The organism is Rhodococcus sp. BP-332, assembly GCF_019836065.1.
GTDB lineage: Bacteria > Actinomycetota > Actinomycetes > Mycobacteriales > Mycobacteriaceae > Rhodococcoides.
Genome location: NZ_JABUEC010000005.1, coordinates 238080 through 259298 on the forward strand (window position 1 = coordinate 238080; position 21219 = coordinate 259298).

18 protein-coding genes and 1 pseudogene are annotated in these 21219 nt (G+C 69.3%); 14 read left to right on the top strand and 5 right to left on the bottom strand.

From position 1 onward, the window contains the following. Positions 1 to 145 precede the first annotated feature (145 nt). On the top strand, positions 146 to 532 hold the full coding sequence (locus tag HQ314_RS19370) for a sterol carrier family protein (RefSeq protein ID WP_222627871.1): 387 nt from the start codon (positions 146 to 148) through the stop codon (positions 530 to 532). A 3-nt stretch (positions 533 to 535) separates the two neighbouring features. On the opposite strand, the gene HQ314_RS19375 is transcribed toward HQ314_RS19370, so the two are convergent. Further along, positions 536 to 859, bottom strand: a complete 324-nt coding sequence (locus tag HQ314_RS19375; protein ID WP_056070453.1) for a hypothetical protein — start codon at positions 857 to 859, stop codon at positions 536 to 538. After that, positions 859 to 1374, bottom strand: a complete 516-nt coding sequence (locus HQ314_RS19380) for a DUF427 domain-containing protein (RefSeq protein ID WP_222650963.1) — start codon at positions 1372 to 1374, stop codon at positions 859 to 861. The genes HQ314_RS19375 and HQ314_RS19380 overlap by 1 nt, the downstream gene beginning before the upstream one ends. 160 nt (positions 1375 to 1534) lie before the next feature. Here HQ314_RS19380 and purF point away from each other — a divergent pair, with 160 nt between their 5' ends. The 8 genes and pseudogenes from purF to HQ314_RS19420 all read left to right on the top strand — a co-directional run bounded on the left by purF (position 1535) and on the right by HQ314_RS19420 (position 11891). Then, the gene (gene purF / locus HQ314_RS19385; RefSeq protein ID WP_056446723.1) at positions 1535 to 3106 is read left to right on the top strand and encodes an amidophosphoribosyltransferase; all 1572 of its coding nucleotides are present in this window, start codon (positions 1535 to 1537) and stop codon (positions 3104 to 3106) included. A gap of 7 nt (positions 3107 to 3113) precedes the next feature. Then, positions 3114 to 3728 (top strand): ASCH domain-containing protein, encoded by a 615-nt coding sequence (locus HQ314_RS19390; RefSeq protein WP_222650964.1) that lies wholly within the window; start codon positions 3114 to 3116, stop codon positions 3726 to 3728. Between the two features lie 158 nt (positions 3729 to 3886). After that, entirely contained in the window at positions 3887 to 5515 is a 1629-nt protein-coding gene (locus tag HQ314_RS19395; protein WP_056447497.1) for an ABC transporter substrate-binding protein, read from the top strand. Positions 5516 to 5518: 3 nt separating this feature from the next. After that, positions 5519 to 6607, top strand: a complete 1089-nt coding sequence (locus HQ314_RS19400; RefSeq protein ID WP_081821062.1) for an ABC transporter permease — start codon at positions 5519 to 5521, stop codon at positions 6605 to 6607. After that, complete coding sequence (locus HQ314_RS19405) at positions 6607 to 7566, top strand: ABC transporter permease (protein WP_222627862.1); 960 nt, start codon at positions 6607 to 6609, stop codon at positions 7564 to 7566. The genes HQ314_RS19400 and HQ314_RS19405 overlap by 1 nt, the downstream gene beginning before the upstream one ends. Further along, entirely contained in the window at positions 7563 to 9206 is a 1644-nt protein-coding gene (locus HQ314_RS19410) for an ABC transporter ATP-binding protein (protein ID WP_056446729.1), read from the top strand. Before HQ314_RS19405 ends, HQ314_RS19410 begins: the two co-directional genes overlap by 4 nt. A gap of 74 nt (positions 9207 to 9280) precedes the next feature. Continuing rightward, entirely contained in the window at positions 9281 to 10366 is a 1086-nt protein-coding gene (gene purM, locus HQ314_RS19415; RefSeq protein WP_027504286.1) for a phosphoribosylformylglycinamidine cyclo-ligase, read from the top strand. Positions 10367 to 10406: 40 nt separating this feature from the next. Continuing rightward, a pseudogene (locus tag HQ314_RS19420) lies at positions 10407 to 11891 on the top strand (aldehyde dehydrogenase family protein). A gap of 110 nt (positions 11892 to 12001) precedes the next feature. Here the strand turns inward: HQ314_RS19420 and HQ314_RS19430 are convergent. The 3 genes from HQ314_RS19430 to HQ314_RS19440 all read right to left on the bottom strand — a co-directional run bounded on the left by HQ314_RS19430 (position 12002) and on the right by HQ314_RS19440 (position 14111). Next, the gene (locus tag HQ314_RS19430) at positions 12002 to 12190 is read right to left on the bottom strand and encodes a DUF3073 domain-containing protein (RefSeq protein ID WP_081821107.1); all 189 of its coding nucleotides are present in this window, start codon (positions 12188 to 12190) and stop codon (positions 12002 to 12004) included. Positions 12191 to 12312: 122 nt separating this feature from the next. Then, a complete protein-coding gene (locus HQ314_RS19435; protein ID WP_222641167.1) occupies positions 12313 to 12978 on the bottom strand; it encodes an MOSC domain-containing protein in 666 nt (221 codons plus the stop codon). Further along, complete coding sequence (locus HQ314_RS19440; RefSeq protein WP_222646609.1) at positions 12975 to 14111, bottom strand: folate-binding protein YgfZ; 1137 nt, start codon at positions 14109 to 14111, stop codon at positions 12975 to 12977. The genes HQ314_RS19435 and HQ314_RS19440 overlap by 4 nt, the downstream gene beginning before the upstream one ends. 55 nt (positions 14112 to 14166) lie before the next feature. Here HQ314_RS19440 and HQ314_RS19445 point away from each other — a divergent pair, with 55 nt between their 5' ends. From HQ314_RS19445 to cydC, 5 genes are all read left to right on the top strand, one after another. Continuing rightward, positions 14167 to 15024: an aminodeoxychorismate lyase gene (locus HQ314_RS19445; RefSeq protein ID WP_222650967.1), complete on the top strand. Its 858-nt coding sequence runs from the start codon at positions 14167 to 14169 to the stop codon at positions 15022 to 15024. Positions 15025 to 15136: 112 nt separating this feature from the next. Continuing rightward, the gene (locus tag HQ314_RS19450; RefSeq protein WP_222650968.1) at positions 15137 to 16603 is read left to right on the top strand and encodes a cytochrome ubiquinol oxidase subunit I; all 1467 of its coding nucleotides are present in this window, start codon (positions 15137 to 15139) and stop codon (positions 16601 to 16603) included. 18 nt (positions 16604 to 16621) lie between these two features. Continuing rightward, positions 16622 to 17656: a cytochrome d ubiquinol oxidase subunit II gene (gene cydB, locus HQ314_RS19455; RefSeq protein WP_222650969.1), complete on the top strand. Its 1035-nt coding sequence runs from the start codon at positions 16622 to 16624 to the stop codon at positions 17654 to 17656. After that, positions 17653 to 19335 (top strand): thiol reductant ABC exporter subunit CydD, encoded by a 1683-nt coding sequence (cydD, locus tag HQ314_RS19460; RefSeq protein WP_222650970.1) that lies wholly within the window; start codon positions 17653 to 17655, stop codon positions 19333 to 19335. The genes cydB and cydD overlap by 4 nt, the downstream gene beginning before the upstream one ends. Beyond that, on the top strand, positions 19332 to 21122 hold the full coding sequence (gene cydC / locus HQ314_RS19465; protein ID WP_222650971.1) for a thiol reductant ABC exporter subunit CydC: 1791 nt from the start codon (positions 19332 to 19334) through the stop codon (positions 21120 to 21122). The genes cydD and cydC overlap by 4 nt, the downstream gene beginning before the upstream one ends. Positions 21123 to 21219: the final 97 nt, after the last annotated feature.

The following is a 21219-nucleotide window of genomic DNA, read 5'->3' on the forward strand; positions in this document are numbered from 1 at the left end:
CGCGGACAGTGGCGGTCCTCGTTGATCAGACCGTGCCTCAGCATCCGCAAGTCCCACGAATCGACGGGATCCCGTCGATCAGAGCGACCTGTGGACGGTGAGGCACGGCTCGGGGCACACCGCGCTCGGTGAGACACTGAACGGCGTGGCACCCTCGAAACCCGTCGACCCGGCCGAGCTCCGGAGCGCACTGCAGACCGTGTCTCCGTGGCTCGACGACCCCGACCTCCCGAAGCCGCCGCGCGCCGATCTCGCCGCCGCGGTGCGGCTCAGTGCGCGCACCATCGAGCAGACGGCGCCGGGCTCGAGTGTCGAGGTGCGCGTGCCGCCGTTCGTCGCGGTGCAGTGCATCGTCGGGCCTCGTCACACCCGCGGTACGCCGCCGAACGTCGTCGAATGCGACCCGCGGACATGGCTGTTGTTGGTGACGGGGCGCGTGGCGTTCGACGACGCCGTGCGCGGAGCGGGCGTCACGGCATCGGGTGGCCGCGCCGGCGAGGTGGCGCACTGGCTTCCGCTCGTGCGTATCTGACTGTCACCGCCAGGGCTGCACCGGCGGCTTCACCCACAGAATCTTCTCGTCGGAATGCGCCCGGCGGGCCGCGTCGTGATCGGGGTGATCGCGCGCCCACTCGGCCTTCTCGCGCAACAGCGTCGAGACCACCGTCCACGTCTCGTCGGAGCTGGGCGGGTTGATGTCCGCGGCCCGGGCCACCTTGCGTCGGACGTCCGCGGCCATCGCCGCGAGATCGTCCGCTGAGATGTCGCGGTCCCACAGATACCGAGCGAGAGCGACGGCCTTGTCGCGTCGGGACTTCTCGGCCGCGTCGGAGTGGCTGTAGAAGTTCTTCTCGGCCACTACCAGCCCCAACTCCCGGCGATGCCCTTGAACGGTCCGACGACGTCCCGGGTGATCCACCCCGCGTAGAAGCCGCCCTCCTGCGGGCGTGCCACCTCGCCGTCGAGCTCGCACGTCAGGGACACGGGAGAGAAGGAGAGCGCGCCGGCGACCGGTGCGAAGGACGGGGTGGGGTTCTCGTAGCTCCAGCCGCCGGCCTCGAGCACGGCGCCGTCGTCGCCCACGATGTCCCAGTAGGTGGCGGATCCCTTCCATTCGCACATCGTCGATCGCGCACACGAGCGCCGCAGTCGGCTCTCGTCGACGTCGGCCCGCGGGATGTACCAGGTGGGCGGATGGCTGGTCTCCAGGACGCGGTGGGCCGCGTGACTGTCGGCGACGATCACGTCGCCGAAGCGCACCACGAGATGCTTCGTGGACGCCTCGAGGGCCGGCGGACGCGGGTAGTCCCACACCGATTCCTGCCCCTCGCCGGGCTGTTCGGGGGTGACGCCGTACGGAAGTCTGCTGACCATGTCTCCATCATGGCACCGCGCCGCGAGTCGTGGATCACAGCTCACCGCGGTATCGGTGCCTGCCGACGGCTTGTTGATCGCGGGGTTGCCCGTAGACTCCCCGAGTGTGCGTGCAGCGTGGCCTGCACCCCACCCCTCCCGGCTTCTAGGAGAGCGCGTCGTGACTCGTGACCCCTCGGTCCACAGCCCGAATCTGCTCGATGACACATCCGGTCCGGAACTGGACATCAACGAGAACGAGCCGCGGGAGGAATGCGGCGTCTTCGGTGTGTGGGCCCCCGGCGAGGACGTCGCGAAGATGACGTACTACGGCCTCTACGCGCTGCAGCACCGCGGTCAGGAGGCCGCCGGCATCGCCGTGGCCGACGGGTCCCAGGTGCTGGTGTTCAAGGACCTCGGTCTGGTGAGCCAGGTGTTCGACGAGCAGACTCTCGGCGCCATGAGCGGCCACATCGCCATCGGGCACTGCCGGTACTCCACCACCGGATCGACGACGTGGGAGAACGCGCAGCCCATCTTCCGCACCACCGCGGCCGGCAGCGGCATCGCCCTGGGCCACAACGGCAACCTCGTGAACACGGCCGAGTTGTCGGAGCGGGCGCGCGACGCCGGCATCATGGGCCGCCCGCGCGGGACCGGTGCCACCTCCGACTCGGACATCGTGGGCGCACTGCTGGCGCACGGCGCCGCGGACAGCACCATCGAGCAGGCGGCCATGGAACTGCTGCCGACGCTGAAGGGTGCCTTCTGCCTCACGTTCATGGACGAGCACACCCTCTACGCGGCGCGTGACCCCCACGGTGTGCGTCCGTTGTCCCTGGGCCGTCTCGACCGCGGCTGGGTCGTGGCCTCGGAGACCGCCGCCCTCGACATCGTCGGCGCCTCGTTCGTCCGCGACATCGAGCCGGGCGAGCTGCTCGCCATCGACGCGGACGGTGTGCGATCCTCCCGCTTCGCCGCGCCCGAGCCCAAGGGCTGCATCTTCGAGTACGTCTATCTCGCGCGCCCCGACAGCGTCATCGGTGGCCGGTCGGTCCACTCGACCCGCGTCGAGATCGGCCGCCGCCTGGCCGAGGAGCACCCCGCCGAGGGCGATCTGGTGATCCCTGTCCCGGAGTCGGGAACGCCCGCCGCCGTCGGCTACGCGCAGGGTTCCGGCATCCCGTACGGCCAGGGCCTGATGAAGAACGCCTACGTCGGACGCACGTTCATCCAGCCGTCGCAGACCATCCGTCAGCTCGGCATCCGGCTGAAGCTCAACCCTCTCCGCGAGGTCATCCGGGGCAAGCGCCTCATCGTGGTGGACGACTCGATCGTCCGCGGCAACACCCAGCGGGCCCTGGTACGCATGCTGCGCGAGGCGGGCGCGCTCGAGATCCACGTGCGCATCGCGTCGCCGCCGGTCCGCTGGCCCTGCTTCTACGGCATCGACTTCGCCTCGCCCGCGGAACTGATCGCCAACGGCATGGACTCCGAGGACGGCATGCTCGAGGGTGTGCGGCAGGCCATCGGCGCCGATTCGCTGGGCTACATCTCGATCGAGGGCATGATCGCCGCCTCGGAGCAGCCCGCGACGCGGCTGTGCTCCGCCTGCTTCGACGGCAAGTACCCCATCGAGCTCCCCAAGGAGACCGCCATGGGCAAGAACGTCCTCGAGGGCATGTTGGCGACCGCAGCGGGCATCGCGATGCCCGCGGCCGTCGACAACGTGAGCGCTCTCTCGCGCCCCTGACACCCAGATGCTGATCCGGCTCGCGATCGCCGAGGCGATCGCGGCGGGAACGATCCGGGTGCAGTACCGGCGCTGGGCGAAGCGGCGCGTCAAGGCGGGTACGTGGATCCACACGCCGGCCGGTGTCGTCGTCGTGGACTCGATCTCCGAGTGCGACCCCGAGTCGCTCACGGACGACGATGCCCGCGCGGCGGGGGAGCCCTCGATCTCGGCCTTGCGCAAGGGGTTTCGGGGCGCCGACGGTGATCCCGTCTGGCGGGTCGAGGTGTCGTTCGGTGGCGGGGAGGCCGGAGGCCGGCCGGATCGGGGCGAGGACCCGCGAGTGGGGCTGCGTGCGGACGACGATCTGTCCGACGACGACGTCGCCATGGTGACCACGAAGCTCGATCGCATGGACGAGCGTGCCGACGCGCCGTGGGCCTGGCGCACCCTCGAGCTGATCCGGGAGCGCCCGGCGGTGCTGGCGGCGGACCTCGGCGCCGTGCTGGGACTCGAACGCGACGTGTTCAAGCCGAGGGTGCGACGGCTGAAGGCGCTGGGTCTGACCGAGAGTCTGAAGGTGGGATATCGGCTGTCTCCGCGAGGCGAGAAGCTGTTGGACATCAGGCGGTCGGACAGGTAAGTACCGGTCATGTTAAAAATTTCGTGTGGTTCGACACATGAACGACATGCGCACTCGGTAACGTGCCGTTCACCGAACCACCGGAACGACCCGGCCGGACGGGACGCGACGCGCGCTTCCGACACCGCGGGCCCAGACTCACGAAGGACATCCACACCATGAGCGTGCCCTCCCGAGGACGCACGGCGCGGCGCACCGCAGCCGTGTCCATCCTGTCCGTCGCGGCTCTCACCGCGGCAGCGTGCGGCTCCGGCCGCACCGACGACGGCGGCGGCGCAGGCGGTGAGGGCGGCGGCGAGGCGCTCGTCGTCGGCACCACCGACCAGGTCTACTCGCTCGATCCTGCCGCCTCGTACGACAACGGCTCGTTCACGATCATGAACCAGGTCTATCCGTTCCTGATGAACTACGCCCCCGGCAGCGACGAACTGCAGCCCGACGCCGCCGAGAGCTGCGAGTTCAGTCAGCCGACGGTCTACACCTGCACGCTGAAGGACGACCTGACCTTCGCCAACGGCCACGCGCTGACCAGCGAGGACGTCAAGTTCTCGTTCGATCGCATCGTGTCCATCAACGATCCCAACGGCCCGTCCTCGCTGCTGGCCAACCTGGACTCGGTGGCCGCGCCGGACGACAAGACCGTCGAGTTCACGCTGAAGGCCGCGAACGACCAGACCTTCCCCCAGGTGCTCGCCACCAACACCGGGCCCATCATCGACTCCGAGGTCTTCCCGGCCGACTCGATCATGGACGACAACGCGGTCGTGGCGGCCAAGCCCTTCGCCGGCCCCTACTCGATCGACAGCTACGAGAAGAACTCCCTCGTCAGCTTCTCCGCCGCGGCGGACTACAAGGGCGTGCTGGGCGAGCCCAAGACCGGATCGGTCACCCTGCGCACCTACACCAGCGCGGACAACCTCAAGCTCGACATGCAGAACAAGTCCATCGACGTCGCGTGGCGTTCGCTGACCCCGACCGACATCGAGTCGCTCGACCAGGTAGACGGCCTCACTGTCCACGAGGGCCCCGGCGGCGAGCTCCGCTACATCGTCTTCAACCAGAACACGATGCCCGGCGGCACACCCGAGCAGAAGCTCGCGATCCGCAAGGCCATGGCCGCCTCGGTGGACCGTGACGCACTGTCGGAGAACGTCTACAAGGGTACGTTCACGCCGGCCTGGTCCGTGGTGCCCAGTGGTCTCGAGGGCGCCAACACCGCGTTCAAGGACGTCTACGGCGAGGCCCCGAACAAGGACGAGGCAGCGAAGTTCCTGTCCGACGCCGGTGTGCAGACCCCGGTCGCGGTCAATCTGCAGTACAACCCCGATCACTACGGTTCCTCGTCGTCGGAGGAGTACGCGGCGGTCAAGGCGCAGCTCGAGAGCTCGGGCCTGTTCACGGTGAACCTGCAGTCCACCGAGTGGAACACCTACAACAAGGAACGCGTCGCGGACACGTACCCCGTCTACCAGCTCGGCTGGTTCCCGGACTTCCCGGATGCGGACAACTACCTGACGCCGTTCTTCGCACCGGACAACTTCCTGCAGAACCACTTCGAGAACCCCGAGATCACTGCGCTGATCGACTCCGAGCGGACCGAGACCGACCCGGCTCGCCGCTCCGAGATCATCGGTGAGATCCAGACGCGGATGGCGCAGGACTTCGTGTCCACGCTGCCGCTCCTCGAGGGCAAGCAGATCGCGATCTCGACGGACGAGGTCCAGGGTGTCGACGAGACTCTCGACGCCTCGTTCAAGTTCCGCTTCACCCCGCTCACGAAGGGCTGATCCATGGTCACCACCACGCCCGACGAGGCGTCGGTGGGGAAGCAGTCACGGGCGAGCGCGTCGTCACGCTACGGCGCGCTCGCCCGTTATCTCGTGATCCGGTTCCTGCTGATCATTCCCACGGCATGGATCCTGGTCACGGTCGTCTTCTTCCTCATGCGCGTTCTCGGCGATCCCATCAGTGCTGCCCTCGGTGGACGACTGCCCGCCGACCAGATCGCCGAACGACGCGCCGCAGCCGGCTACGACCGGCCGATCCTGGTGCAGTACTGGGAGTACCTGTCCGGTCTGCTGCGGGGAGACTTCGGTCGCTCCGCGACCAGCAACCAGGAGATCAGCGGTGTGCTGATCACCAACGGCGCGGCGACGCTGGAACTCGCGTTCTGGGCGTTGCTCGTCGCGTTCGCCGTCGGCATCCCCCTCGGCTTCTACGCCGCGACCCGCCGCGACTCGATCTCCGACGGCACCCTGCGCATCCTGGCGATCCTGTTCTACGCGGCGCCGGTGTTCTTCGTCGGCATGCTGCTCAAGCTGGTCTTCGCCGTGAAGCTCGGGTGGCTGCCGGTGGCGGGCCGGGCGAGCACCAACGTCGAACTGGCACTGCAGAACGTGTCACCGAAGACCAACATCCTGCTGATCGACTCGATTCTCTACGGGGAGCCGAGCTACACCGTCGACGTGCTGAAGCACGCCGTGCTCCCCGCGGTCGCGCTCGGACTTCTCACCGCCGGCGTGTTCCTGCGCCTGGTGCGGGTGAACCTTCTGCAGACCCTGCAGTCCGGCTACGTGGAAGCTGCGCGCGCACGGGGACTCTCGGCGCGCGTCGTCGCCCGGCGGCACGCCTTCCGCAACGCGCTCATCCCGGTCGTCACCGTGATGGGGCTGCAGATCGCCATGCTGCTGGGCGGCGCGGTGCTCACCGAGACGACGTTCGAGTGGCAGGGACTGGGCTATCAGCTCGCTCGCTACCTGCAGGCGCGCGACTTCATCGCCGTCCAGGGCATCGTCACGTTCCTGGCCATCGTCGTCGCGGTCGTCAGCTTCCTCACCGACGCCATCGTGGCGATCGTCGATCCACGAGTGAGGTTCTGATGAGTATCGAGGTGAGCGTCGGCTCGATCGAGGCGCCGAAGCGACGTCGGGGTGTGCCCGGCCTGTCGATCATCCGCTCGAGTGCCGGACTGCAGAAGGCCACCATCGTCATCGGGCTCGTGCTGGTGGTGCTGTTCGTGATCATGGCGGTCTTCGCTCCGCTCATCGCGCCGTACACCTTCTCCCAGACGTCCGCCGACGGCGTGGAGTTCGCGCGCCAGGCGGCGCCGAGTGCGGACCACATCTTCGGGACGTCGGTGCGCGGAGAGGACGTGTTCTCCCGCGTCGTCTACGGCGCACGGACCGCCCTGCTCGTCATCGTCACGTCGCTGGTGCTGTCGATCGTGGTGGGCGTTCCCCTCGGACTGCTCTCCGGCTACGTCGGCCGGTGGGTGGACCGGGTGTTGGTCCTCTTCATGGACGCGATGTACGCGTTCCCGAGTCTGCTTCTCGCCGTGGTGGTCTCGATCGTCGTGGCCGGAGGCCAGTCCAGCAGTTTCGGTGGTGTCCTCTCGGCCGCGATCGCCATCACCGCCGTCTTCGTGCCGCAGTACTTCCGCGTGGTGCGCAACGCGACGGTCTCGGTGAAGACCGAGCCCTACGTGGACGCGGCGCGGGTCACCGGCGCCGGCCCGGTGCGGATCATGTTCCGCCACATCCTCGCCAACGTCACGCAGACACTGCCGGTGATCCTCACGCTCAACGGCGCCGAGGCCATCCTGACTCTGGCGGGTCTCGGCTTCCTCGGGTTCGGCATCGAGCCGACGTCCGCGTCCGAGTGGGGATACGACCTCAACAAGGCGCTGCCGGACATCTCCAACGGCATCTGGTGGACGTCGATCTTCCCCGGCACGGCCATCGTCCTGGTCGTGCTCGGTATGACCATGGTGGGCGAATCCGTCAGCGAGACACTCAATCCCGTTCTGAGAACCAGACGCAAGCAGAAAGATCCCTCATGACGGCCTCAGCGTCCACCCCGCAGGCGGCTCTGACCCTCGAGGCACTGTCGGTCAGCTTCGCCACCGACGCGGGGCCCGTCGACGCCGTCAAGGGAGTGAGTTTCGAGGTCTTCCCGGGCGAGGTCCTGGCCGTCGTCGGCGAATCGGGCTCCGGGAAGTCGGTCAGCGTCCGCTCCGCCATCGGGCTGCTCCCGGACACCGCCCGCGTACGCGGAACCGTCACCGTGGGGTCCCGCGAGGTGACGTCGCTGTCGGACAAGCAGTGGGCCGATCTCCGCGGCAACGCCGTGGCGATGGTGTTCCAGGAACCCGGCAGCGCCCTCGACCCGCTGTTCACCGTCGGTTTCCAGATCGTCGAGGCCCTGCGAGCTCACGCCGGACCGGACGGGAAGGTGCTGGACAAGAAGTCCGCCCGCGTCCGGGCGATCGAGTTGCTCACCATGGTGGGTCTGCCCGACCCGGAGCGGCGATTCGGCTACTTCCCGCACGAGTTGTCCGGTGGCCAGAAGCAGCGTGTGATGATCGCGATCGCCATCTCGTGCGAGGCGAAGGTGATCATCGCGGACGAGCCGACGACGGCACTCGACGTGACCGTGCAGGCCGAGATCCTCGACCTGCTGCGCGACCTCAAGGACCGTCTGGGGTGCGCGATCGTGCTGATCACGCACAGCATGGGCGTGGTGGCGGACATCGCCGATCGGGTCGTCGTCATGAAGGACGGCGAGGTGGTCGAGGAGGCACTCGTCCACGATCTCTTCGCTGCGCCGAAGGCCGACTACACGAAGACGTTGCTGGCGGCGGTCCCGACGCTCGATCCCGTGGTCACCGATCGCACCGTCTCGGACGAGGTGGTGCTGTCGGTGCGCGATCTCGTCGTGCAGTTCCCCGGCGGCATCGGTCAGCCCGTCTTCCGGGCCGTCGACTCGGTGACGTTCGATCTGCACCGCGGCGAGACCCTCGGTCTGGTGGGGGAGTCCGGTTCGGGCAAGTCCACCATCGGCCGTTGCGTGGCCGCACTGCAGAAGCCGACGTCCGGCTCGGTGGACGTCCTCGGTCAGGACGTGGGCAGGCTGCGGGGGTCCGCGCTGAAGAGTCTGCGCAAGCGTTTCGGATTCGTGTTCCAGGATCCGTCCACGTCGCTCAACCCCCGACTGACCGTCGGCCAGTGCATCGCCGAGCCGATGATCGTGCACAAGGCCGGGTCGAAGGCGGACATCGCGCGCACGGTCGTGGAGTGGCTCGATGCGGTCCAGCTCCCGAAGGGCACGGAGAAGCGGTACCCGCACGAGCTGTCGGGGGGTCAGCGTCAGCGGGCATCGCTGGCGCGGGCACTCGTCCTGAAGCCGGATCTGCTGGTCGCCGACGAACCGACCAGCGCGCTGGACGTCTCGGTGCAGGCCGCGGTTCTCGACCTCTTCGAGGAACTGCAGACCGAACTGCACTTCGCGTGCCTGTTCATCAGTCACGATCTCGCCGTGGTCGACCGCCTCGCGCATCGGGTGGCGGTGCTGCGGGGCGGCGCCGTCGTCGAGCTCGGGACGCCCGGACGGATCCTCCGGGATCCGGCGGAGGAGTACACCAAGCGCCTGATCGCGGCCATTCCCAGGCCCGAGGTGACACGAGACCGGAAGGACCGATAGGCCTCCGGTACCGTTAGGGCCGCATCCGACCCTCCCGGGTACTCACACACAGATCAGGCTGGAGCAGTACACCCATGACCGATGACACCCACCAGCCCGGCGCAGGAGCCTCGTACGCAGCGGCAGGAGTGGACATCGAAGCCGGTGATCGTGCCGTCGAGCTGTTCGCGCCCCTCGCCAAGCGGGCGTCGCGACCGGAGGTCATGGGCGGTCTCGGTGGGTTCGCCGGCCTGTTCGCGCTGAAGGGCGGATACCGCGAGCCGCTGCTCGCCGCGTCCACCGACGGTGTGGGCACCAAGATCGCGGTCGCGCAGGCTCTGGACAAGCACGACACGGTGGGACTCGACCTGGTCGCGATGGTCGTGGACGACCTCGTCGTCTGCGGCGCCGAGCCGTTGTTCCTGCAGGACTACATCGCGGTGGGGCGCGTGGTGCCCGAGCACGTCGCGCAGTTGGTCAAGGGCATCGCCGACGGCTGCATCCTGGCCGGATGCGCACTGCTGGGCGGCGAGACCGCCGAGCACCCCGGCATGATGGCGGACGGCGAGTACGACCTGTCCGCGACGGGTGTCGGCGTCGTCGAGGCCGACCAGGTACTGGGCCCGGACCGGGTGCGTCCCGGCGACGTGGTCCTCGCGATGGGGTCCTCGGGACTGCACTCCAACGGCTACTCCCTCGCTCGCAAGGTTCTGCTCGACATCAGCCGCATGTCGCTCACCGGTCATGTCGAGGAGTTCGGCCGCACGCTCGGCGAGGAGATGCTCGAACCCACCCGCATCTACGCCAAGGACTGCCTCGCCCTCGCGGCGGAGACGGACGTGCGGACGTTCTGCCACGTCACCGGTGGTGGCCTGGCTGCCAACCTCGCTCGCGTCATGCCGAAGGGCCTCGTCGCCGAGCTCGATCGCGGAACGTGGAGCCCGGCTCCGATCTTCGCGATGATCGCGCAGCGCGGACGCGTGGAGCGCGAGGAGATGGACCGCACGTTCAACATGGGCGTCGGCATGGTCGCGATCGTGGCACCCGAGGACGTCGACCGCGCCCTCGCCGTGCTCACTGCTCGCCACATCGACTGCTGGACGCTGGGGACGGTCAAGAAGTCCGCCGACAGCGGAACCGACGAGCGCGCCGTGCTGACGGGTAATCACCCGCGTTTCTAGGTTCTCGTTTGTCGCAGGACTGGTCGGGCACCCGACCGGCATGACGACGTACGACGGATTCGACACCCTCCCGATCGCCGGTCAGTGGCGAGTGGGCCGAGACGGCCGCACCGCCGACGACGTGAACCCGTACTCGGGCGACGTCCTGACCACCCTCCCGCTGGCCGATGCGGCCGACGTCGACGCAGCGTTCACGGCGGCGAGCATCGCGCAGCGGGACTGGGAGTCCACGCTCCCGACCGAGCGTGCGGACGTGTTCCACCGCGCAGCGCGCATCATGGAGGAGCGCAAGGACGAGATCGTGGACTGGCTCGTCGCGGAGGTCGGCGCCATCCGCCCCCGTGCCGAGTGGGAATGGCTGGCCGTCCGCGCGGTGATGCTCGAATCGGCGAGCTACCCCACTCGATCGGCCGGGCGCATCCTCCCTGCCGCCCTGATCGACGGCAAGGAGAACCGCGTGTACCGGCGGCCCCTCGGCGTGGTCACGGTGATCAGTCCGTGGAACTTCCCGATGCAACTGTCCGCCCGCTCGGTGGCGCCCGCGCCGGCGCTCGGCAACGCAGTGGTGCTGAAGCCCGCGAGCGACACCCCCGTCACCGGCGGACTCCTGCTGGCCAGAATCCTCGAGGATGCCGGGTTGCCCGCCGGCCTGCTGTCCGTCGTCGTCGGCAAGAGCAGCGAGATCGGTGACGCCGTGACCTCGCATCCCCTCACACGGCTCGTGTCGTTCACGGGTTCGACGCCCGTGGGGTCGGGCATCGCGGCGTCGGCGCCGCTCACCAGGATGTCCCTCGAACTCGGGGGCAACGGGCCTCTGGTCGTGCTCGAGGACGCGGACGTCGAGGCAGCCGTGAACGCGGCGGTCTTCGGGTCGTTCTTCCACCAGGGTCAGGTGTGTATGGCGACCAACCGGGTGATCGCGGTCGATGGGGTGCACGACGAGGTGGTGGACCGGCTCACCGAGCGGGTCCGGTCACTGCGCACCGGCGACCCCGCCGATCCCGACACACAGATCGGCCCGATCATCAACGACGCGCAGGTGGAGTCGATTCTCGACCGGATCTCTCGCGCGGAGTCGGACGGCGCGGAAGTCCGCGTGCGCGGATAGCGTTCGGGACCGTCCGGGCGGGTGCTGGGCCCACATCTCGTGCTGGGGACGAACGGCGTCGCGACCGCCGCCGAGGAGGTGTTCGGACCCGTCGCCACGGTGATCCGGGCAGACGGGGAGGACGACGCCGTCCGGATCGCGAACGACACCGAGTACGGGCTCTCCAGCGCGGTGTTCTCGCGAGACGTCGGGCGTGCGGTCCGGGTGGCGACGAGACTCGAGGCCGGAATGACACACGTGAACGACACCACGATCAACGACGAGCCCAACACCACGATCAACGACGAGCCCAACACCGCGTTCGGCGGCGAGAAGAACTCGGGCATCGGTCGTTTCGGCGGCGAGTGGGCCATCGACGAGTTCACCACCGACCACTGGACCAGCGTCCAGCACACGCCGCGACAGTATGCGATCTGACCTCGCGTGAAGAACCTCGCACACACGACCGTGCGGGGCGTCCCTGAGTCGGAACGCCCCGCACGGTCGTGTGTGCGATGTGAGGATTCCCCCCGTGTCAGGGGATGCGGTCAGCGCCGCCAGTCGTCGTAGTCGTCATCGTCGTGTCGGGACGGCTCCCGATCGGCGATGCCGTTGCGGTGCGAGTCGGGGGAACCTGTGAGCTCTCGTTGGAGACTCTCGAAGTCCGTGGACGGTGAGCTGTACTTGAGCTCACGTGCAACTTTGGTCTGCTTTGCCTTAGCCCGGCCGCGGCCCATGGCTAACCCCCTCGCGAGTAGCGGGGCGGCCTGGGATTTTTTGGCGGCCCCGTCTGATTGTGTGTTCTTCCTGCCCACACTCTAGCGTGCGAATCGGGTCTGCGCTTCCACCGGCGCCGGTGTCACACCGACGGTGCGCGCCGCGCCGCCCGCGCCGCCATGTCGCGGGCCTCGCGGTAGACCTTGGGCGCCAGATCGGGGGTGTTCAGAAGGATCTGCATCGCCTCCGCCGACACCCCGGTGAAGAGGTCCCGCACGGTGACTCCGTGGTCGGGAACGGACACGATCTCGATGTCGTCGCCCGCCGAGAGCGCGCCGACTCGCACGACGCGCAGGTATGCCCCGACATCGCCCCGCGCGGTGAAACGCTTGACCCAGGTCTTCTCGCCCGTCCACCGCGCGAAGGCGGCACACGGGCGCCGCGGAATGGTCACCTCGAGCTCGGCGGTGCCCACCGACCAGCGCGTTCCGACGACCGCATCGGTGACAGGCAGTCCGCTCACGCGCAGGTTCTCACCGAACCACCCCGCGGGAACCTCCCGGCCGAGTTCCTCGGCCCACCTGTAGGCCTCGGCCTCGTCGTACGCGTAGACCGCCTGGTCCGCGCCGCCGTGAAAAGTGACGTCGCAGGAGCGATCACCGTGCAGGCCGAGCTCGGTGACGTCGACCGGTCCGGACACCGCTCGCTTGTCGATGGCGGAGTCGACCACCGCCGGCCGAGAGATGGGGTGGATGGTGTGCACGACGCACACCGACAGCACGCGTCCCGACGGGGCCGGCTGCGTCACCGGCCGCGCAGCCGATCCACCGCGGCGCGGCCCGCCTGGACCGCGGTGTCCAGGACGTAGGAGTCTGGATCGATCGAGGCGGCGCACGGCCCGGCGTCGAGCGTGGTCTCCACCGGCACCGCGCGCTTGATCTGAGCGAGCGCGATCGGCCCGAGCTCGAAGTGATCGACGACGGTGCCGATGCGGCCCACGGATCGGCCGCCGACGGTGACGTCGTCGCCCGTCTCCGGTCGACCGTCCGCGGAGCCGTCGAGGTGCAGCAGGACCAGTCGGCGCGGCGGCTTGCCCAGATTGTGGACGCGCGCCACCGTCTCCTGTCCGCGGTAGCACCCCTTCTCGAGGTGGACGGCCCCGAACTCGCTGACCCCGCCGATCCAGCCGACCTCGTGGGGAATCGTGCGGTCGTCGGTGTCGAGACCGAGGCGTGGTCGACCGGACTCGACGCGCAGCGCCTCGAACGCCCAGCTGCCCGCCTCACGCGCACCCGCGACGACGAACTTCGCCCACCACTCGTCGAGACGGTCGGCGGGGACCAGGACGTCGAAGGAATCGGTGCGGGTCGGCCACGGCATCCGGCGGACCAGACCGAGGTCGGGGTTCGCGGCGTCGAGCGGCAGGGCGTCGTACGGCATCGCGGGCACCTCGGCGCCCACCGCTCGCAGGATGGAGCCGGCCTTCGGGCCGAGCAACGACACGACGACCCGTTCGCTGCCGCGACGCGGCGCGGCCTTCGACCAGAACACCATCTTCGACAGGAAGGCGAGAAGGTCCGGTCCGCGGTCCGCCTCGGTGTCGATCCAGGTGGTGCCGCCCAGGTCGGTCATGACCATGTGGTGTTCGACGCGCCCGTTGACGTCCAGGCTCAGGTTCTCCGCGGAGGCTCCGTCGGCCAGCGTCGCGACGTGCTGGCTGGAGATGGTGTGCAACCAGGTCAGTCGCTCCTCGCCGGTGATCGCGATGACGAACCGGTTCGATCGATCGACGACCGCGGCGGTCGTGACGGCGGCGCGCTGCTCACCCAACGGATCCCCGTAGTGCCAGGCGGTTCCACGATCGGGACCGTCCTGGGGTGCGGCCACCGCGCCGGGGCGGGCCAGAACGGGGGAGGAGTACAGGCCAGGGGTCTCGGACACCCCACCAGTCTAGGAGCGGACTGCCCGGTCCGGCCACGGCACTACCCTCGGGGCCATGACTTCACGCGTGGTGGTGACCCTGGACGGTGCCGTGCTCGATCCGACCGAGCCTGTTCTGCATGCCGACGACCTGGCGGCGGTGCGCGGGGACGGCATCTTCGAGACCGTGCTGATCCGCGAGGGTCGGGCGTGCCGACTCGACGCCCACCTCGCCCGCCTCACCCGGTCGGCGGCCATGCTCGACCTCGCGGAACCGGACGTCGACGCATGGCGGCGCGCGGTGGACGTGGCACTCGCGCAGTGGGAGAGGACCGGTGGCGGCGAGGGTGCGATGCGGCTGCTGCTGAGCCGGGGGCGCGAGGGGGCGGACGATGCCGAGACGGCGCTCGTCATGGTCTCCGCCGTCGCCGATCGCGTCACCCAGGCGCGCGCGGAGGGCGTGTCGGCCCTGACCCTGAACCGGGGTTTCTCCATCGACGCGACACAGCAGTCGCCCTGGGCGCTGCTCGGTGCGAAGACTCTGTCCTACGCCACCAACATGGCGGCCCTGCGCCACGCGGCACGAGAGGGCTTCGACGAGGTCGTGTTCCGCAGTATCGAGGGGCAGGTGCTCGAGGGTCCACGGTCGAGCGTGCTGGCCGTGGTGGACCGCCGCATGGTCACGCCGCCGGTGGAGCACGGGGTGCTGCGCGGCACCACGGTGGACGCTCTCTTCGAGGTCGCGGGCGACGCCGGCTTCGACTGTGCGCACGAGCCGTTGCGGGTGGCCGATCTGATCCTGGCCGACAGTGTCTGGCTGATCTCCTCCGTCACGCTGGCCGCGCGCGTGCACACGCTCGACACCACGCACCTCAAGGAGATGCCGTCGGACCGCGTCGTGCGCGAACTGGTGGACACCGCCGTCGCGCGTTGACGCGCGCCACAGGTAACGGTGGACACAGTCCATCGCCTACTACTACGCGTAGTAGTAGCGTCGGCCCCGTAGGCAGGATCCCCGCCTCGCAGCCGACGACAAGAAGCTGGTCATGGACGCACTCGATGTCTCACGATGGCAGTTCGGAATCACCACCGTCTATCACTTCCTGCTCGTCCCGCTGACCATCGGACTCGCTCCGATCGTCGCCGCGATGCAGACCATGTGGGTGATCACCGGCAAGGACTCCTGGTATCGGCTCACCAAGTTCTTCGGCAAGCTCTTCCTCGTCAACTTCGCACTCGGCGTCGCCACCGGCATCGTCCAGGAGTTCCAGTTCGGCATGAACTGGTCCGAGTACTCGCGGTTCGTGGGCGACGTCTTCGGTGCGCCGCTCGCGCTCGAGGGCCTCGTCGCGTTCTTCCTCGAGTCCACGTTCCTCGGGCTGTGGATCTTCGGGTGGCAACGGCTGCCGAAAGCCGTTCACCTGGCGACGATCTGGCTGGTGGCCATCGGGGTCAACGCCTCCGCCTACTTCATCATCGCCGCGAACTCGTGGATGCAGCACCCGGTGGGGGCCGTCTACGACCCGGACACGGGGCGTGCCGAGCTCGTCGACTTCTGGGCCATGCTCACCAACAACACGGCGCTCGCGGCGTTCCCGCACGCGGTGGCCGGATCCTTCCTCACCGCAGCGACATTCGTCGCCGGCATCGCCGGGTGGTGGATGGTGCGCAGCGCACGTCGCGGCGATGTCGGTCCCTTGTCGGAGGCCCGCTCCATGTTCCGCCCCGCGGCCCGGCTGGCATTCGTCGTCATGATCGCCTCCGGCGCTGCACTCGCGATCACCGGAGACGTGCAGGGCAAGTTGATGTTCGAGCAGCAGCCCATGAAGATGGCATCGGCAGAGTCGCTGTGTCACACCGAGACCGGCGCCTCGTTCTCGATCCTCACCATCGGCACCCACAACAACTGCGACAGCGTCCAGCACATCGTCGCGATCCCCGGCCTGACATCGTTCCTCGCGAAGAGCGACCTCGACGCGACCGTCCAGGGGGTCACCGAGCTGCAGCAGCAGTACGAGGAGCAGTACGGACCGGGTAACTATCGGCCCAACCTCTTCGTGACCTACTGGGCCTTCCGGATGATGATCGGCCTCGCCGCCGGGTCCGCCGTGCTCGCAATCGCCGGCCTGTGGGTCACTCGAGGTGGCCGAGTTCCGGACCAGCGCTGGTTCTCCCGGCTCTCACTGCTCGCGATCCCGACACCCTTCCTGGCGAACAGTGCGGGCTGGATCTTCACCGAGATGGGCCGCCAACCCTGGATCGTCGCGCCCAACCCCAGCGGAGTCGACATGATCCGCCTGACGGTCGACCAGGGTGTGTCCGACCACCCCGTCGCTCTGGTGGCGGCGTCCCTCGCGACGTTCACCGTCCTCTACGCCGGGCTCGGTGCCGTCTGGTTCACGCTCATGCGTCGCTACGTGCAGGCAGGTCCGCTCGAGCACGACAGGCACCCCCACGACGACGACGGTGGCGACACCGACGCCGACGCCCGCCCGCTCTCGTTCGCCTACTGACCCGCCGGAGACATGATCATGGGAACGCCCGAATTCTGGTTCGCCGTCGTCACCGCATTGTTCGTCGGATACTTCGTTCTCGAGGGATTCGACTTCGGGGTCGGCATGCTCATGCCCGTTCTCGGTCGATCCGGCCGGGACGACGCCGAGGCCCGACGTCGCGTCGTGCTCAACACGATCGGTCCGGTGTGGGACGGCAACGAGGTGTGGCTCATCACGGCGGGAGGAGTGCTCTTCGCGGCCTTCCCCGAGTGGTACGCGACGCTCTTCTCCGGCTTCTATCTGCCGCTGCTGCTGATCCTCGTGGCGCTCATCCTGCGTATCTGTGCCATCGAGTACCGCGGCAAGATCGACGACCCCGTGTGGCGGCGTCGGTGCGACCTCGGTATCGGGATCGGTTCCTGGGTGCCCGCGGTGCTGTGGGGTGTCGCCTTCGCGAACATCGTGCGCGGTGTCGCCATCGACGCGGACAAGAAGGTCACCTCGGGACTGCTCGACCTTCTCACTCCCTATGCGCTGCTGGGTGGTGCGACCACGGCGATGCTCTTCGCGTTCCACGGTGCCGTGTTCATCGCCCTCAAGACGGCCGGCGAGGTTCGAGCGGACGCATCGAGACTCGCTGCGGCACTCATCGTTCCGACCGTGGTGGGCGCCGGGGTGTTCGCGCTGTGGACTCAGCTCGCGCACGGGAAGGGCTGGACCTGGTGGATCGTCGCCGCTGCCGTGGCAGGGCTGGTGACGGCAGCGGTGGCCGTGCTGCGCGGGCGAGACGGATGGGCCTTCGTCGGCACCACCGTGACCATCGGCGGAGCCGTGCTGTTGCTCTTCTGCTCACTGTTCCCGGACGTGATGCCCTCGACCATCGACGCCGCGTTCTCGCTGACCGTCGACAACGCGTCGTCCTCCGCGTACACGTTGCGCATCATGGCGTGGCTGTCGGCGATCGCGGCACCGGTGGTCCTGGCCTACCAGGGCTGGACCTACTGGGTCTTCCGTCGGCGCATCTCGACGACGCAGATCCCGGCGTCCATCGGCCTGGCGAGCACTCGATGACCGCGACGAGGCGGCCCCGGGGACCGATCGACCCCCGGTTGTGGCACCGGTCGGTGCCCGTCCGTCGTCACCTCGTGGGGTCGGTGGCGCTCTCCCTGGTGACGACCGCGTGCGTCGTCGTCATCGCCGTCGTCGTCGGGACCGTGCTGGGCGGCGCGGTCACCGACCCGACCCGTCGGACGGTCGGAGCCTGGACCACCGAGCTGACGGTCCTGGCTGCCGCCGTACTGGTCCGCGTCCTCGCGTCGTGGGCGCGGTCGAGGTACGCGCACCGCTCGGCGGTCCGAGTCGTGCGCGGGTTGCGCGCGGACATGCTGGACGCGGCCACGACGACGCGCTCGCGCGGCGGGGAGGATCGGGGCGAGTGGTCGACGGTGGTCACGCGTGGTCTCGACGGACTGGCGCCCTACCTCACCGACTACGTCCCGGCCCTCGTCCTGGCGGCGACCGTCACGCCGATCGCGACCCTTATGATCGCGTTCGTCGATCCGCTCTCCGCGGTGATCGTGGCGGTCACACTCCCGACGATCCCGGTGTTCATGGTGCTGATCGGTCTGATGACCCGCGGGCGGTCGCGACGAACCCTCGACGCGATGACGCGACTGTCCTCTCAGCTGATGGACCTGCTCGCCGGAATCCCGACACTGCGCGCACTCGGCCGGCAGGACGGGCCGGCCGCGCGGGTCGGCGAACTCGGGGACGAGCACCGCCGCCGGACGATGGCCGCACTGCGCGTCGCCTTCCTCTCGTCCATGGTGCTCGAACTGCTGGCCACGCTCGGCGTCGCACTCGTCGCGGTGTCGATCGGTCTACGCCTCGTGTACGGCGACATGGAGCTGGCACCCGGCATCGTCGCGCTCATTCTGGCGCCCGAGGTCTACCTGCCGCTGCGCGCACTCGGTGCCGCCTTCCACGCGTCCGAGGACGGTGCGGAGGCCGCGGGACGTACCTTCGCTCTGCTCGAGAGCGACGAGTCGCAGGCGCCGCGTGACCAGCGGACGGCCGCGCCGCCCACCGGTCCGGTCACCGTCGTCCTGACGAACCTGTCGGTCCGCGGGCGGGACGGGTGGGCACCCCGCCACCTCGACGCGACGTTCCGGGCGGGACGGGTGACGGTGCTGACCGGCGCCAACGGGACCGGGAAGTCGACGGTCCTGGCGTCCGTTCTCGGGCTCGTCGATCCCGACGAGGGGTCCGTCTCCCTCGTGGGCTCCGACGGGGTGCGGGTCGACCTGTCGACCGTCGACCTCGACCAGTGGTGGCGCCGTGTGACCTGGCTGCCGCAGCGTCCGGCCGTCGTCGCCGGATCCGTCGCCGACAACCTCGACCTCGGGGCGCGTGGTGACGTGGCCGAAGCTGCTCGTGCCACGGGGTTCTCGTCCGTCCTGGCGTCCCTGCCCCGCGGAGCCGCGACGATGCTCGGCGCCGGGGGAGTGGGACTGTCCGTCGGAGAAGCCCAGCGGTTGGCCCTGACGCGCACTCTCGCCGCGACGGGATCCGTCGTGCTCCTGGACGAACCGACCGCCCACCTCGACCCGGAATCGGCGCGTCGGGTGCTCGGGTCCCTGCGGGCCGCGGCCGACGGCGGCCGCACGGTCGTCATCGCGGGGCACACGCCCGAGGTGCTCGCCGCCGCGGACACTGTCGTGCACGTGGACCGAGCGGCGGTGTCGGCATGAGCAATCTGACGCGGGCACTGCGGCTGCTCGACCTGCCGCCGGGGCGCGTCGCGCGGGCCGTGGCGGCCGGAGTCGCGACGCTGGGCAGTGCACTCGCGCTGTCCGCGCTCTCGGCCTGGCTCATCACGCGGGCATGGCAGATGCCGCCGGTGTTGCACCTCTCGGTGGCCGTGGTCGCGGTGCGCGCGCTCGGCATCACGCGCGGCGTGTGTCGGTACCTGGAACGACTGGCCACGCACGACGTCGCACTGCGCGGGACCGTCCGTGCGCGGTCCACCCTGTACCGCGAACTGTCGCAGGGTGATTCGGCCACGGCGGTGACGACGCGGCGAGGGGATCTCCTCGTGCGGACCGGCGCCGACGTGGACGCCGTCGGCGACGTGGTGGTGCGCGCCCTCGTTCCCGTCGCCGTCGCGGCGGTGGTCTCGGCTCTCGCGGTCGGACTCGTCGCCGTGTGGTCCCCTGCCGCGGCAATCGTCCTGGCGGTCGCGCTGCTCGTCTCCGGGGTCGTGGCGCCCTGGTCGAGCGCCAGGGCCGAGCGGGCCGCCGCCGAGGATCTCGTCGCTGCGCGAGCCGACTTCGCCGCCCACGCCGTCACCGCGATCGACCACGCCGCCGAACTCCGGGTGTCCGGGCGACTGGCAGACGTGCGACGCCGCGCCGACGAGGCCGACCGCGCCGTCGGTGCCGCGCAGGACCGCGCCGCCGGGTGGTCCGCCCTGTCCGCCGCGGCGACCCCGCTGTCGATGGGAGTCGCGGTGCTGGGCGCCCTCGCCGTCGGCATCTCGGCGTACGGCACCGCATCGGGGTTCGCGGGCGGCACCGACCCCACCGGGCTCGCCGTCGTGGTGCTGGTTCCGCTCGCCGCGTTCGAGGCGACGGGTGCGATACCCGCCGCCGCGGTGGCGTGGGTGCGCGGAGCCGCGGCGGCTCGGCGGATCATGGCTCTCGTGGACGAGGCCCGCTCCGGGCCGGCGGTGACGCCGAAGGACGACCCGCCGCCGTCGCCATCGGTGCGCCTCGAGGTGTGCGACGTCGTCGCAGGCCGCCGCGGATCGCGGACCGCGCCGGTATCTCTGGTGGTGGAACCCGGTGCGCGCCTGGCGATCAGCGGACCCAGCGGCGTCGGCAAGTCCACGCTCGCCATGACGATCGCGGGGCTCGTCGCCCCCGCCGCGGGCACCGTGCTCGTCGACGGCAGGTCCGTCGACGAACTGACCGAGGACGCGATGCGCCGGACGGTGTCCTACGTCGCCGAGGACGCCCATGTCTTCCGGACCACCGTTCTGGAGAACCTCCGTGTGGTGCGCGGTGACGTGACCGAGACGGAGGCGACGGCGGCACTCGACCGGGTCGGGCTCGGCGACTGGGTGCGCGCACTGCCCGACGGTGTGCACACGGACCTCGACGGCGGCGCGGAGGTGCTGTCCGGCGGACAGCGTCGCCGACTGCTGCTGGCCCGCGCGACGCTCTCGCGGGCGGCGGTGATCATCGTCGACGAGCCCACCGAACACGTGGACGACGTGTCCTCCGCCGCGTTGCTCGCCGCGATGCTCGATCCCGACGGTGGACTGTTCGATCGGGCGACGACCGTTCTGGTCGTGACGCATCGACCGGTGCCGACGGGCGTTCGAGTGGTGACCGTGAGCGGTGAACGTCAGGTGTGTTCGCTCACGGAAAAAGACGTTGCCGACCGGGCTGATCCACGCGTAGCGTCGTCTGTACACGAGAGAGGAGGTGGTCTGGAATTGTATGACTCTTGGACGCGTGAGGTGGCTGCCCGCTAGCCGCAACCGCTGACGGTTCTTCTCTCACCGCGCGAGCGGCGGGCGAATACCAGGCAGCTACCCGACCCCCGAGCCCTCGGTCCGTCCAGACCGAGAC